The organism is Allobosea sp. P2_B12, from assembly GCF_056404835.1.
This window is the reverse complement of the sequence record NZ_JBFUDG010000005.1, coordinates 61,139-73,415: the sequence shown is the minus strand read 5'-3', so window position 1 is coordinate 73,415 and position 12,277 is coordinate 61,139. Positions and strand designations below refer to the sequence as shown.

Genomic DNA, 12,277 nt, shown 5'->3' with positions numbered 1-12,277 from the left:
TCATTCCGGAAAACCCAGCCGTTGCGGCGCCAGGACTTGGAAATGTGGTGAAAACCGGGTTCACGCCGCACCAGTGAGACCGGGCGGCAAAGGTCAAGGCCAATCGGTTGATTTTCTTATATAGTGGAATATATCTCCATTCATGGAAATCGTGGACGACATCGAACTCGACCGGCGGCTCGGCGCGCGCATCAAGGCGCTGCGCCAGAGCCGCAGCCTGACGCTCGACATGCTGGCCGAACGCTCAGGCGTCAGCCGCGCGATGATCTCGCGGGTCGAACGCGGTGAATCGAGCCCGACGGCAGCGCTTCTGGACCGGATCTGCGCCGGGCTCGGGATCTTTCTCTCGGCGCTGTTTCGCGACGAGGACCATGGCGGCCCCCTGGCGCGGCACGCCGATCAGCCGGTCTGGACCGATCCGGCCAGCGGCTATCTCCGGCGCAACGTCTCGCCGGCGGGAACCGGCTCGGGGATCGAGATCGTCGATGTCGAGATGCCGCCCGGCGCGCGTGTTCTGCTGGACGCGGCCCGCAGCGCGCATCGGCTCGACCAGCAGGTCTGGGTGCTCGCCGGCGAGATGATCGTCACGCTTGATGGCGTCGAGCACCCGCTGGCGGCGGGGGACTGCCTGCAGATGCTGCTCGACGGGCCCATCGCCTACCACAACCCCGGCAGTTTGCCCGCGCGCTATGCCGTCGTGCTGACCGCACCCGGCCGAGCGCCATTCGAAGGATGAATGATGCCGGTGGATGAACCCCTGATCGAAACGCTCGGCCCGGACGCCGCCCGGGAGGCCATCCCGGCGCTGGTCGCGATACTCAACGACTGCGTCGCCCATGGCGCCTCGGTCGGCTTCATGGCGTGGAACACGCAGGAGGATTATCGCGGCTTCTGGAGCGGGGTAGCAGGCGAGGTCGGTGCCGGCCGGACGATCCTGCTGGTCGCGCGCCTGGCCGGCGAGATCGTCGGCACGGCGCAGCTTCAACTGATCGGCAAGCCCAATCAGCCGCACCGGGCCGAGATTGCCAAGGTGCTGGTGCATTCGCGGGCGCGCCGACGCGGTATCGGCGAGGCGCTGATGCAGGCGGCAGAGGCCGAGGCCCGGAAGGCGAAGCGCGATCTTCTGGTGCTCGACAGCGACGAGGGTGGTGCGGCGCGGCGGCTCTACAACCGGCTCGGCTGGACGGAAGCCGGCACGATTCCCCGGTTCGCGCTTCTGCCGGACGGCAGCTTCTGCGGCTCGACCTTCTTCTACAAGTCGCTCGCCTGAGACGGGCCGTCAGGCCTCGGGCTCGGCCTGGCGGAAATAGGGCTCGACCTCGCCCTTGAGCTTCACCGTCATCGGATTGCCGAAGCGGTCCTTGGCGTTGCCGGCGGTGAGGCGCACCCAGCCCTCGCTGACGCAGTATTCCTCGACATTGGTCTTCTCGACGCCCTTGAAGCGGATGCCGATATCCCGCGCCAGCAGTTCCTCGTCATAGAAGGGGCTGTTGGGGTTGGAGGAGAGGCGGTCGGGCAGGGTGTCGGTCATGGCGGAAGCCTCGGGGATCGCGTGTCGGATGGCGGCCAGGCCGCGTTGCGGCACAGGTAGCGCGATCCGGCGGCGATGCCAAATCGCGGGGTTTCAGCGACCGCCGGCCTGCTCGATCAGGCGCGCGATCGCATGCTGGCCACGCTGGCGGGCATGAGCCAGGGGCGTCACGCCATCCCTGTCCGCGAGGCCGGGATTGGCGCCAGCGTCGAGAACCAGCTTCGCGACCTCCTGATGGCGCGGGCCGCCATCGCCGAGGATCACGATCTCCAGCAGGCAGGTCCAGCCGAGATCATTGACGTGATCGACGTCGATGCCGCTGGTCAGGAGCAGCTTCACGGCCTCGACATGGGCGCGCTCGCAGGCCGGAATGAGGGCGTTGCCGCCATAGCGGTTGCGGATCGTCAGATCGGGCTTGCGCGGCAGCATCGCCGCGATGATCTCGGCCCGCCCCGATGCGCCGGCCAGAAGCCAGGGCGTATCGCGATTGGCGGCCTGCGTGTTTGGGCTCGCGCCGGCATCGAGCAGGGTGCGCGCAACCGCGACATGATTGCCCGCGACCGCGAGCAGCAGGGCGCTACGCCCTTGGGCATCCTGCGCTTCGAGTGGGACGCCAGCCGCGATGAGACGGGCGACCTCCTCGGCACGCCCCGCAGCGGCGGCATCGATCAGGGCGGACTCCGTTGCGCCGGCGGCCGTCGTCATCAGCATCACACCCAGAATCGCGCTGCACAGACGGCGCGCGCTGCTCACCGCCCGCCATCGAGCAAACGCCCGACCACCTTCGCGGTGTAGTCCACCATCGGCACGATGCGGGCATAGTTCAGCCGGGTCGGGCCGATGATGCCGACGACGCCGACGATGCGCTGCTCGGCGTCGCGGAAGGGTGCGGCGACCATCGAGGAACCCGACATCGAGAACAGCTTGTTCTCCGAGCCGATGAAGATGCGCACGCCGTCGCCGGCTTCGGCGCGGCTGAGAAGGTCGATCACGTCGGTCTGCGTCTCGAGATCGCCGAAGAGCAGACGGATGCGTTCGAGATCCTCCTGCGCCTTCAAATCCTCCAGCAGATTGGCCTGGCCACGCACGATCAGATGGCGGTCCGAACTCGGCCCCGAGGAGGTGGCGATGCCGCTCTCGACCAGGCGCGCGGTCAGCGAGTCGAGCTCCTGCTCCATCTGCGCGCGATACTGGGCGATCTCGCCGCGCAACTCGCCCAGCGTCTTGCCCATGATGCGGGCGTTGAGGAAGTTCCCGGCCTCCGTCAGGGCGGAGGCCGGCAGGCCTGCCGGCAGAGCAAGCAGACGGTTCTCGACCGTGCCGTCATCGGCGACCAGCACGACCAGCGCGCGCGCCGGGTCGAGCCTGACGAATTCGATGTGCTTGAGCCTGGCATTGGCCTTGGTGGTGACGACGACGCCGGCGCCGCGCGACAGTCCCGAGAGCAGCGCCGAGGCCTCCGTCAGCGTGCCGTCCAGCGTGCGGCCGCTGGCGGCGGCGGTCATCTGCGCCTCGATGCGCATGCGCTCGTCCGAGGTCAGGTTTCCGACCTCCATCATCGCATCGACGAAGAAGCGCAGACCCCTCTCTGTTGGAAGGCGCCCCGCCGAGGTGTGCGGCGCGTAGATCAGACCGGCGAGTTCGAGATCGGTCATGACGTTGCGCACCGTCGCCGGCGACAGCGCCATCGGCAGCAGGCGGGCGATATTGCGCGAGCCGACCGGCTCGCCGGTGGCAAGATAGCCGTCGACGATCTGACGGAAGATCTCGCGCGAACGCTGATCGGTCTCGATCAAGCCGCTCGGGGATTCGGGACGCGGCGTGTGAGCGCTCATTGTCAGTGAAAAACCGGATGCGACATCGGGTTATTGTCGGCGCGGCCTCGCGGAGGATCAAGGGGCAAGAGGGAAGAGCTCCGGCTTTTCCGTCATGCTCGCCCCTGTGGCGAGCATCCACGTCTTTGGCATAGCGCTCGACGGGCGAAGACGTGGATGGCCGGGACAAGCCCGACAATGACGTCACACGCATGAGCCCTTCGCCTTGCCCCGTCCCCTCCGACCGCCTACAAGCCGCCATCTCAAAACAATCAGGATACCGCCATGCGACCCTCCAAACGCGCCGCAGACGAGATGCGCAAGGTCACGCTCGAACGCGGCGTCGTGCGCTATGCCGAGGGCTCCTGCATGGTGACCTTCGGCGAGACCCGCGTGCTTTGCGCCGCGACCGTCGAGGAAAAGGGTCCGCCCTGGCTGCGCGGCACCGGCAAGGGCTGGGTCACCGCAGAATACGCGATGTTGCCGCGCGCCACGCATGAGCGCAATCGCCGCGAGGTCACCTCCGGCAAGCCCTCGGGCCGCACGCAGGAAATCCAGCGGCTGGTCGGGCGCTCGCTTCGCGCCGTGGTCGATCTGACCGCGATCGGCGAGCGCCAGATCGTGGTCGATTGCGACGTGCTGCAGGCAGATGGCGGCACCCGCACGGCCTCGATCACCGGCGCCTGGGTCGCGCTGCACGACGCGCTGAAATGGATGGAGGGCCGCTCCATGCTGAAGGGGCCGAACCCGCTGAAGGACCATGTCGCGGCGATCTCCTGCGGCATCGTCGCCGGCAATCCGGTGCTCGACCTCGACTATATCGAGGATTCCGGCGCGCAGACCGATGCGAATTTCGTCATCACGGGCTCGGGCGGCCTCGTCGAGGTGCAGGGCACGGCCGAAGGCGCGCCATTCTCGGAAGAAGAGCTGATGGCCCTGCTCAAGCTCGCCAAGGGCGGCGTGAGCAAGCTGGTCGCGCTCCAAAAGGCGACGGTGGCGTAAGCTCCGGAGGTTGAGATGGAGTGGCTGACGACGGCGCTGGGCGTGATCGTGGGACTCCTCTTCGTGGGTGGTGTCCTTGTTTTCGCATTTAGGACTGAAATAAACCCAGGCCGGAAGCGCTCTCGTTTTGCTCCCCCTTCGGGCGACGAAGATCGAGGGCCAAGCGTTGGAACGCCATCGGACGTCGGTGGTCCGTAGGAATACGAGGATGAGACATTGACATCCCACCGCCTCCTCACCGGCAAGGTCGTGATCGCGACCCATAACAAGGGCAAGCTCGTCGAGATGCGCGAGTTGATGGTGCCCTATGGCATCGAACTCGTCTCCGCCGGCGAACTCGGCCTGCCCGAGCCCGAGGAGGACGGCTTCATGTTCTCCGAGAATGCCGCGATCAAGGCGGTCGCAGCCTGCAAAGCCTCGGGCCTGCCGGCGCTGTCGGACGATTCGGGGCTCTGCGTCGATGCGCTCGACGGCGCGCCGGGCCTGTTCTCGGCCAACTGGGCCGGGCCGGGCAAGGATTTCAAGCCGGCGATGGCGCGCGTGCTGGCCGAGATGGCCAAGCGTGGCGCCACGGCGCCTGAACAGCGGCGGGCGCATTTCGTCTCGGCGCTGGTGATCGCCTGGCCGGACGGGCATCAGGAGCTGTTCGAGGGCCGCGTCCACGGGCAGATCGTCGATGCGCCGCGCGGCAGCGGCGGTTTCGGCTACAACCCGATTTTCCAGCCCGACGGCCACGACCAGACCTTCGCGGAGATGAGCACGACCATCAAGAGCGGCGCGGTCGAGGCCCTGTCGCACCGCGCGCGCGCCTTCGCCCTGCTGGCCGCCGCCTGCCTGCGGAAGCCGAATTGAGCGCGCTCGCTGCCCTCAATAGGCCGCCGATGGTTCCCGACCATCCGACGTCGGCTGCCGGCTTTGCCGTCTATGTGCATTGGCCCTTCTGCCTGGCCAAATGCCCCTATTGCGACTTCAACAGCCATGTCCGGCTGCAGCCGCCCGACCAGGCGCGCTATATCGCCGCCTTCCGACGCGAGTTGGCTCATCGGGCGCAGCTTGCGCCGGGCCGCACAGTGTCCTCGATCTTTTTTGGGGGTGGCACGCCTTCGCTGATGGAGGGGCGGACCGTCGGCGCGATCCTCGACGCGATCGCCGAGGTCTGGGTGGTCGATCCCGATTGCGAGGTCTCGCTGGAGGCCAATCCGACCAGCGTCGAGGCCGGGCGCTTCGCGGATTTTCGCGCGGCCGGGGTCAACCGGGTCTCGCTCGGCGTGCAGGCGCTGAACGACGCCGATCTCAAGGCGCTCGGCCGGATGCATTCGGCACAGGAGGCTCTCGACGCGGTCGCGATCGCGCGCAAATATTTCGAGCGCTATTCCTTCGACCTGATCTATGCCCGCTCGCCGGCGCAGACGCCCGCCTTGTGGCGGGCGGAACTCGAACTCGCGATCAGCCATGCGGCGGAGCATCTCTCGCTCTACCAGCTCACCATCGAGCCTGACACGATGTTCGAGCGGCTGTTCAAGGCCGGCAAGCTCGCGATCCCCGACCACGAGGCGGGCGCCGTCCTCTACGAGATCACGCAGGAGATCACGGCCCGTCACGGCCTGCCGGTCTACGAGATATCCAACCACGCCCGGCCGGGCGCGGAATGCCGCCACAACCTCGTCTACTGGCGCTACGGCGAATATGCCGGCGTCGGCCCCGGCGCCCATGGCCGCTTGGTGACAGCTGAGGGCCGCATGGCGCATTCGACCGAGAAGCGGCCGGAAATCTGGCTCGAGCGTGTCGAAGCGGAGGGGCATGCGCTGGTCGAGGACGAACGCCTCAACCTCGAAGCTCAGGGCGACGAATATCTGCTGATGGGACTGCGGCTGGTCGAGGGGATCGATCCGGCGGTGTTCACCGCGCTGTCCGGCCGCACGCTGAGCCAGACCCGCGTGAAGAGCCTGATCGATGACGGACTCCTGACCTTCAAGCCCGGCGGCAAGCTCGCCTGCACGCCGGACGGCGCGCTGCTGCTGGACGCGGTCGTGGCGGATCTGGCGGCGTAAAGCGAGCCGTCATTCTCGGGCTAAGCGAAGCGCAGACCTGAGAATCTCCGGCCGGACGAGACACCGGAGCCTTCTGGTCAGGAGATGCTCGGGTCAAGCCCGACCATGACGCCGGATCACTGCGTCCGCGGCCCCAGATCGCGCGGCGCCGCATTGACCGTCACGATCTGGCCGTTGCGCAGTTCGAGCACGGCGAGGCCCCGGTCGATCTGGCCGTCGGAGCGGAAGCGGAAGACGCCATCGGCACCGGCAAAGCCCGAGGCATTGGTCAGGACGGCTTCCGAGAAGCGCTGCGAGCCTTGCGTGCGCGCCAGCGCCGCCGACAGCGAGACCGCGTCATAGGCCAACGTCGCCGTGCGCGTCGGCGCGCTGTTGAAGCGCGCCTGGTAGCGGCCGGCGAAGGCGTTGAAGCCGGCGGTGTCGGGCGAGGCGAACCAGCCGCCCTGGATCGCCGGCACGCGCGCGACATTGGCGTCGTTCCAGACGCCGGTGCCAAGCGGCTTGACCTTGGCGGGGTCGTAGCCGGCCTGCTGCAAAGCCAAGCCGAGCGCCGGCATGGTGTCGGCGGCGGCGGGTACGAACAGGGCATCGGCCTGCTGGAGGGCAGGCGCCAGCCGCTTGGCTGCCGCGCTCATGGAGTTCTGGTCGGGCGAGAAGCGCTCGATCGCGACGACGCGGGCGCCACGCGCCGCGACGGCCTGCTGGAAGGCGGCCTCGACGACCTTGCCATAAGCGGTGTCCGGCAGCATCGCGGCGAAGGATTTGCGGCCTTGCTGCGAGGCATAGGCGATGACGCGGTTGACGTCGTTCTCTGGCGGGAAGGACAAGAGATAGACGCCGCGCCCCGCAACGCTCGTGTCGCTGGAGAAGGCCATGACCGGGCGATTGCCGCCGCGCGCCACCTGTGCCGCCGCCTGGACGGAGGGTGCGAAGAGCGGGCCGATGATCAGTTCTGCTCCCTCGCGCAGCGCCTCCTGCGCCGCGGCCTGGGCGCCTTCGGGCGTGCCGCGATCATCCTTCACCAGCAGTGTCAGGTCGGCATTGGGGAATTCGGCCAGCGCCATCTCGGCGGCGTTTCGGAGCGAATTGCCGACGACAGCCCCCTGCCCTTCCGCCGTGAGAGGCAGGATCAGGCCGACCTTGACCTTGCCTGTGCCGATGGTCTGGCCGGCGCTCTCCGCCGGCTGTGTCTGCGCTGTGGGACTGTCGAATCCCGGCAATCCGGACGGGCCGCCACTGCAGGCCGCGAGCATCAGGCCAGAGAAGGCGACCAGCGAAACGGCGCTTCGCCGAAGGACCGGTGCAAGAAGCCGATGACGCAACACGGGCGATCTCCAGATCTTGGGCCGGACCGGCACGAGCCCGTCCGGCGGTGCAGTCCCCCGACCGTGGGACTCTCCTGCCAGTGCAGCATTGTATTTTCAAGTTGTTAACTCTGTGTTGCACCCGCCGAAGGAGGTCATGGCCCTGTCGGCCGATGGCGCGAGGCGCGGAGCTGTGGCAGGTTCGCGCCGATGTCGATTTCACCCACGCCTGCGCCGCGCGCACCGAGCTACACCGCCTTCGGGCTCAAGGCCGAGGCCGAGCCGCTGTCGCCCGGCCTGCATATCGTCGCGACGCCGATCGGCAATCTCAGAGACATCTCGTTTCGGGCGCTGGCGACGCTGGCTGCAGCCGATGCGGTGCTGGCCGAGGACACCCGCACCTCCAAGACGCTGCTGGCGCATTATGGCATCTCGACACCGCTCTACCCCTATCACGAGCACAATGCCGAGCAGATGCGGCCGAAGATTCTGGCCAAGCTGCGCGAGGGCGGCAAGCTCGCGCTGATCTCGGATGCCGGCACGCCGCTGGTCTCCGACCCCGGCTACAAGCTCGTCGCCGAACTCGTGGCCGAGGGGCTGCCAGTGACGGGCATTCCCGGCCCCTCCGCGGTGCTGGCCGCGCTCGTGCTGGCAGGATTGCCGACCGACCGTTTCTTCTTCGAGGGGTTCCTGCCGCCCAAGGCCGCGGCGCGGCGCGGGCGATTGACCGAACTCGCCGCCATTCCGGGCACGCTCGTCTTCTTCGAATCGCCGCGACGCCTCGCGGAAATGCTGTCGGACGCTGCCGCGGTGCTGGGCGAACGGCCGGGCGCGGTCGCGCGCGAACTGACCAAATATTACGAGAACGTCCAGCGCGGCCCGCTCTCAGTGCTGGCGGCGCATTACGATGGCGAGGAAGAGGCGCGCGGCGAGATCGTCGTCATCATCGGGCCTCCGGGCGCGGAGGCGCTGGCGCCTGTGGGCGATGTCGTCGAGGAGCGGTTGCGGGTTGCGCTGGCGCAGGTTTCGCTGAAGGAGGCGGTGGCCCAGGTCGCCGCCGAAACCGGCCAGCCGCGCCGCAAGGTCTATGCGCGCGCGCTCGAACTGACCCGCGAGACGCCTTGAGCCTCCAGCGCGAGCGCGGAGAACTGCGCAGCCGACGTGCCCGTCGCTCCGGCATCACCGGCCGGCGTTCGGAATGGCTGGCGATCCTCTGGCTCGCGGCCAAGGGCTACCGGCTGCTGGCGCGGCGCTTCGGCGGCAAGGGCGGCGAGATCGACCTGATCGTGAAGCGCGGACGCACCATCGCCTTCGTCGAGGTCAAGGCGCGCGGCGCGATCGAGGATGCGCTGGGCGCGATCACGCCGGAGAAGCGGCGGCTGGTCGAGATCCGCATCCGGCAATGGCTGGCGCAGAATCCCTGGGCGATGGACCATCACCTGCGCGCCGACGCCGTCTTCCTCGCACCACGCCGCTGGCCGCGCCATGTGCCCGGCGTGTTCGAGCTTGTCTTGTGACGCAAGGCACGCCACTTGCCGGTGCAGGCCGCGCCATCCGATAAGGACGCGGCATCAACGTCGTTCGTCTCATCGGAGCGGAAGCCATGACTCTCACCGTCGCCATCCAGATGGACCCGATCGAGCGCTTGCGGGTCGCGGGCGATACCGGCTTTGCGCTGATGCTGGAGGCGCAGGCGCGCGGGCACACGCTGTTCACCTACACGCCCGACAAGCTCTCGATGCGCGAGGGCAAGGTCACGGCGCCGGTCCGGCCGGTGACGGTGCGCGACGTCGAGGGCGACCATTTCACCGCCGGCGCCGAGGAGCGGACCGATCTTTCGACGCTGGACGTAATCCTGTTGCGGCAGGACCCGCCCTTCGACATGGCCTATGTCTCGACCACGCATATGCTGGAGCGCATCCACCCCAAGACGCTGGTGGTCAACGACCCCGCCCATGTCCGCAACGCGCCTGAGAAGATCTTCGTCACGCATTTTCCCGAGCTGATGCCGCCGACGCTGATCACCCGCGACAAGGCCGAGATCGAGGCCTTCCGCGACGAGTTCGGCGAGATCGTGATGAAGCCGCTCTACGGCCATGGCGGCGCGACCGTCTTCAAGACGAGCAAGGACGACCCGAATTTCGGCTCGCTCTACGACCTCTTCGCCAATCTGTTCCGCGAGCCCTGGGTCGTGCAGGCCTACATCAAGGAGATCTCGGAGGGAGACAAGCGCATCATCCTGATCGACGGCAAGGCGGCGGGCGCGGTCAACCGCGTGCCGGCGGTCGGCGACCTGCGCGCCAACATGGTGCGCGGCGGCGCGGCCAGGCCGACCGACCTCTCGAAGCAGGAACTCGCGATCTGCGAGGCGATCGGCCCGGCCCTGCGCGAGCGCGGGCTGCTGCTCGTCGGCATCGACGTGATCCATGGCAAGCTGACCGAGATCAACGTCACCGCGCCGACCGGCGTGCGCGCCATCAAGAAGCTCGGCGGGCCCGATCTCGCCGCCCAGCTCTGGGATGTGATCGAGGCGAAGCGCTCGGCAATGGGCGGCACGCGTTAGCGCCGCCTGCCGATGAAACGTCGCGAAGCGTATTATCGAGCGGAAGTGCCGTTCAGGCTGTTGGTCTCGTCCCAGCCATAGCGCATCGTCTCGAAGCGCATCGTCAGCCCATCGACCAGCAGGAGCTTGCCGACGAGCGGCTCACCGAAGCCGGTGATCGCGCGGATGACCTCCAGCGCCATCAGCGAACCCATCACGCCGGGCAAGGCACCGAGAATGCCGGCCTCGGCGCAGGTCGGCACCGCGCCTGGGGGCGGCACGTCGGGGAACAGGCAGCGCCAGGTCGGGCTCGGGCGACCGTCGGGCTGCGTCTCATGCGCCCGGACCGTCGTCAGCGAGCCGTCGAAGCGGCCGAGCGCCGCCATCACGACGGGCTTGCGCTCATGGAAGCAGGCGTCCGAGACGGCGTAGCGCGTGGCGAAATTGTCGGAGCCCTCGGCGACCACGTCATAGAAGGCGATCAGCGCGCGGGCGTTGTGCGGGTCGATGCGGGTGACATGCTCCTCGACCACGACATGCGGGTTGAGACGCTTGACGAAGGCGGCCGCCGCGACGGCCTTGCGGGCGCCGATATCGTCCGTGCCATAGATCGTCTGGCGCTGCAGGTTCGACAGCGAGACGATGTCGTCATCGACGATGCCGATATGGCCGACGCCGGCAGCAGCGAGATACTGGATCAGCGGCGCGCCCAGCCCGCCTGCCCCAACGACCAGCACCCGCGCGCGCTTGAGCTTCTGCTGGCCGGGGCCGCCGATCTCCGGCAGCACCAGATGGCGCGCATAGCGTTCGACCTCGTCGTCGTTCAAGCTCATCCGCGAAGGGTTAAGCCGATCCAGCGCCCGGAGCAATCATCGGACTGCCGTCGTTTGCCATCGGTCCATCCGCCGGCTTGGCCACGCCGCCAAGCCATGCCATCGTGTCGATCGAGAAGGGCTGGGTCAAAAGCCCGATATCCAACAGGGGATTGTTTCCATGCGTTTGAAATCGCTCGCGCTGGCCTTGGCCGGCGTCGCTCTCTCGACCGTCGCAGCGATGGCACAGACGGCGATCAAGCCTGCGGTCGTCTATGACAAGGGCGGCAAGTTCGACAAATCCTTCAACGAAGGCGTCTTCGTCGGGGCCGAGAAGTTCAAGGCCGAGACCGGCGTCGAGTTCCGCGACTTCGAGCCAACCAACGAGGCCCAGATCGAGCAGGCGCTGCGTCGCTTCGCCCGGGACGGCCATTCCCCGATCATCGCGGTCGGCTTCTCGCAGGCCACCGCGCTGCAGAAGGTCGCCGCCGAGTTCCCCGACCTGAAGTTCACCATCATCGATATGGTCGTGGACCTGCCCAATGTGCAGTCGGTCGTGTTCAAGGAGCATGAGGGCTCCTATCTGGTCGGGCTTCTGGCGGGCCTCGCGTCGAAGACCAACAAGGTCGGCTTCGTCGGCGGCATGGACATCCCGTTGATCCGCAAATTCGCCTGCGGCTATATCCAGGGCGTCAAGGCCGCCAAGAAGGACGCCGAGATCTTCCAGAACATGACCGGATCGACGCCGGCCGCCTGGAACGACCCGGTCAAGGGCGGCGAACTCGCCAAGTCGCAGATCGACCGCGGCGCCGACGTGATCTACCACGCCGCCGGCGGCACCGGTATCGGCGTGCTGCGCGCGGCGGCCGACGCCGGCAAGCTCGGCATCGGCGTCGATTCCAACCAGAACGGCCTGCAGCCGGGTAAGGTGCTGACCTCGATGCTCAAGCGCGTCGACGTGGCCGCCTACACCTCGTTCAAGGCCGCCCGCGACGGCGCCTGGAAGCCGGGAATTTCTGTGCTCGGCCTGAAGGAAGACGGCGTCGGCTGGGCGCTCGACGACGCCAACAAGGGCCTGATCACGCCGGAGATGAAGGCCGCCGCCGACAAGGCCCGCGCCGACATCATCTCAGGCGCGGTCAAGGTGCACGACTACATGTCGGATTCGAAGTGCACGATCTGAGGCGGACCCTGCTCCCCTCTCCCTTGTGGAGAGGGTTC

At 67.7% G+C, this 12,277-nt stretch carries 14 protein-coding genes; 9 read left to right on the top strand and 5 right to left on the bottom strand.

The genetic code is table 11. The features are described from left to right. The first annotated feature begins 151 nt into the window (after positions 1–151). Both AC1DYU_RS14070 and AC1DYU_RS14065 read left to right on the top strand, forming a co-directional pair. Positions 152–736 carry a helix-turn-helix domain-containing protein gene (locus AC1DYU_RS14070; protein WP_476792162.1) on the top strand — a complete coding sequence of 195 codons (585 nt, stop codon included), beginning with the start codon at positions 152–154 and terminating at the stop codon, positions 734–736. Between the two features lie 3 nt (positions 737–739). Beyond that, positions 740–1,270, top strand: coding sequence for an N-acetyltransferase family protein (locus AC1DYU_RS14065; protein ID WP_476792161.1), 531 nt, complete (start codon positions 740–742; stop codon positions 1,268–1,270). Between the two features lie 9 nt (positions 1,271–1,279). Here the strand turns inward: AC1DYU_RS14065 and AC1DYU_RS14060 are convergent, their stop codons facing one another. The 3 genes from AC1DYU_RS14060 to hrcA all read right to left on the bottom strand — a co-directional run bounded on the left by AC1DYU_RS14060 (position 1,280) and on the right by hrcA (position 3,366). Next, a complete protein-coding gene (locus AC1DYU_RS14060; RefSeq protein ID WP_158482741.1) occupies positions 1,280–1,531 on the bottom strand; it encodes a DUF3297 family protein in 252 nt (83 codons plus the stop codon). A 93-nt stretch (positions 1,532–1,624) separates the two neighbouring features. After that, complete coding sequence (locus AC1DYU_RS14055) at positions 1,625–2,242, bottom strand: ankyrin repeat domain-containing protein (RefSeq protein ID WP_476792160.1); 618 nt, start codon at positions 2,240–2,242, stop codon at positions 1,625–1,627. A gap of 38 nt (positions 2,243–2,280) precedes the next feature. Next, on the bottom strand, positions 2,281–3,366 hold the full coding sequence (hrcA, locus tag AC1DYU_RS14050; protein ID WP_476792159.1) for a heat-inducible transcriptional repressor HrcA: 1,086 nt from the start codon (positions 3,364–3,366) through the stop codon (positions 2,281–2,283). A gap of 264 nt (positions 3,367–3,630) precedes the next feature. Here hrcA and rph point away from each other — a divergent pair, with 264 nt between their 5' ends. The 3 genes from rph to hemW all read left to right on the top strand — a co-directional run bounded on the left by rph (position 3,631) and on the right by hemW (position 6,398). Beyond that, a complete protein-coding gene (rph, locus tag AC1DYU_RS14045; protein ID WP_476792158.1) occupies positions 3,631–4,347 on the top strand; it encodes a ribonuclease PH in 717 nt (238 codons plus the stop codon). 216 nt (positions 4,348–4,563) lie between these two features. Continuing rightward, complete coding sequence (rdgB, locus tag AC1DYU_RS14040; protein WP_476792157.1) at positions 4,564–5,199, top strand: RdgB/HAM1 family non-canonical purine NTP pyrophosphatase; 636 nt, start codon at positions 4,564–4,566, stop codon at positions 5,197–5,199. A gap of 29 nt (positions 5,200–5,228) precedes the next feature. Further along, positions 5,229–6,398: a radical SAM family heme chaperone HemW gene (gene hemW / locus AC1DYU_RS14035; protein ID WP_476792402.1), complete on the top strand. Its 1,170-nt coding sequence runs from the start codon at positions 5,229–5,231 to the stop codon at positions 6,396–6,398. Positions 6,399–6,514: 116 nt separating this feature from the next. On the opposite strand, the gene AC1DYU_RS14030 is transcribed toward hemW, so the two are convergent. Beyond that, positions 6,515–7,618, bottom strand: a complete 1,104-nt coding sequence (locus AC1DYU_RS14030) for a penicillin-binding protein activator (protein ID WP_476792156.1) — start codon at positions 7,616–7,618, stop codon at positions 6,515–6,517. A gap of 294 nt (positions 7,619–7,912) precedes the next feature. On the opposite strand from AC1DYU_RS14030, the gene rsmI reads away from it, so the two are divergent. From rsmI to gshB, 3 genes are all read left to right on the top strand, one after another. Then, a complete protein-coding gene (gene rsmI, locus AC1DYU_RS14025; protein WP_476792155.1) occupies positions 7,913–8,827 on the top strand; it encodes a 16S rRNA (cytidine(1402)-2'-O)-methyltransferase in 915 nt (304 codons plus the stop codon). Positions 8,828–8,850: 23 nt separating this feature from the next. Beyond that, positions 8,851–9,219, top strand: a complete 369-nt coding sequence (locus AC1DYU_RS14020) for a YraN family protein (RefSeq protein WP_158482804.1) — start codon at positions 8,851–8,853, stop codon at positions 9,217–9,219. A gap of 86 nt (positions 9,220–9,305) precedes the next feature. Then, positions 9,306–10,265, top strand: coding sequence for a glutathione synthase (gene gshB / locus AC1DYU_RS14015; RefSeq protein ID WP_476792154.1), 960 nt, complete (start codon positions 9,306–9,308; stop codon positions 10,263–10,265). Positions 10,266–10,297: 32 nt separating this feature from the next. Here the strand turns inward: gshB and AC1DYU_RS14010 are convergent, their stop codons facing one another. Further along, on the bottom strand, positions 10,298–11,077 hold the full coding sequence (locus AC1DYU_RS14010) for a HesA/MoeB/ThiF family protein (RefSeq protein WP_476792153.1): 780 nt from the start codon (positions 11,075–11,077) through the stop codon (positions 10,298–10,300). Between the two features lie 160 nt (positions 11,078–11,237). On the opposite strand from AC1DYU_RS14010, the gene AC1DYU_RS14005 reads away from it, so the two are divergent. Continuing rightward, a complete protein-coding gene (locus AC1DYU_RS14005; protein WP_476792152.1) occupies positions 11,238–12,239 on the top strand; it encodes a BMP family lipoprotein in 1,002 nt (333 codons plus the stop codon). The last annotated feature ends 38 nt before the right edge of the window (positions 12,240–12,277 follow it).

Coding starts and splice junctions, on each gene's coding strand:
- AC1DYU_RS14065 (WP_476792161.1), top strand. CDS start 740: ATGCCGGTGGATGAACCCCTGATCGAAACGCTCGGCCCGGACGCCGCC.
- AC1DYU_RS14060 (WP_158482741.1), bottom strand. CDS start 1,531: ATGACCGACACCCTGCCCGACCGCCTCTCCTCCAACCCCAACAGCCCC.
- AC1DYU_RS14055 (WP_476792160.1), bottom strand. CDS start 2,242: ATGCTGATGACGACGGCCGCCGGCGCAACGGAGTCCGCCCTGATCGAT.
- hrcA (WP_476792159.1), bottom strand. CDS start 3,366: ATGAGCGCTCACACGCCGCGTCCCGAATCCCCGAGCGGCTTGATCGAG.
- rph (WP_476792158.1), top strand. CDS start 3,631: ATGCGACCCTCCAAACGCGCCGCAGACGAGATGCGCAAGGTCACGCTC.
- hemW (WP_476792402.1), top strand. CDS start 5,229: ATGGTTCCCGACCATCCGACGTCGGCTGCCGGCTTTGCCGTCTATGTG.
- rsmI (WP_476792155.1), top strand. CDS start 7,913: ATGTCGATTTCACCCACGCCTGCGCCGCGCGCACCGAGCTACACCGCC.
- gshB (WP_476792154.1), top strand. CDS start 9,306: ATGACTCTCACCGTCGCCATCCAGATGGACCCGATCGAGCGCTTGCGG.
- AC1DYU_RS14010 (WP_476792153.1), bottom strand. CDS start 11,077: ATGAGCTTGAACGACGACGAGGTCGAACGCTATGCGCGCCATCTGGTG.
- AC1DYU_RS14005 (WP_476792152.1), top strand. CDS start 11,238: ATGCGTTTGAAATCGCTCGCGCTGGCCTTGGCCGGCGTCGCTCTCTCG.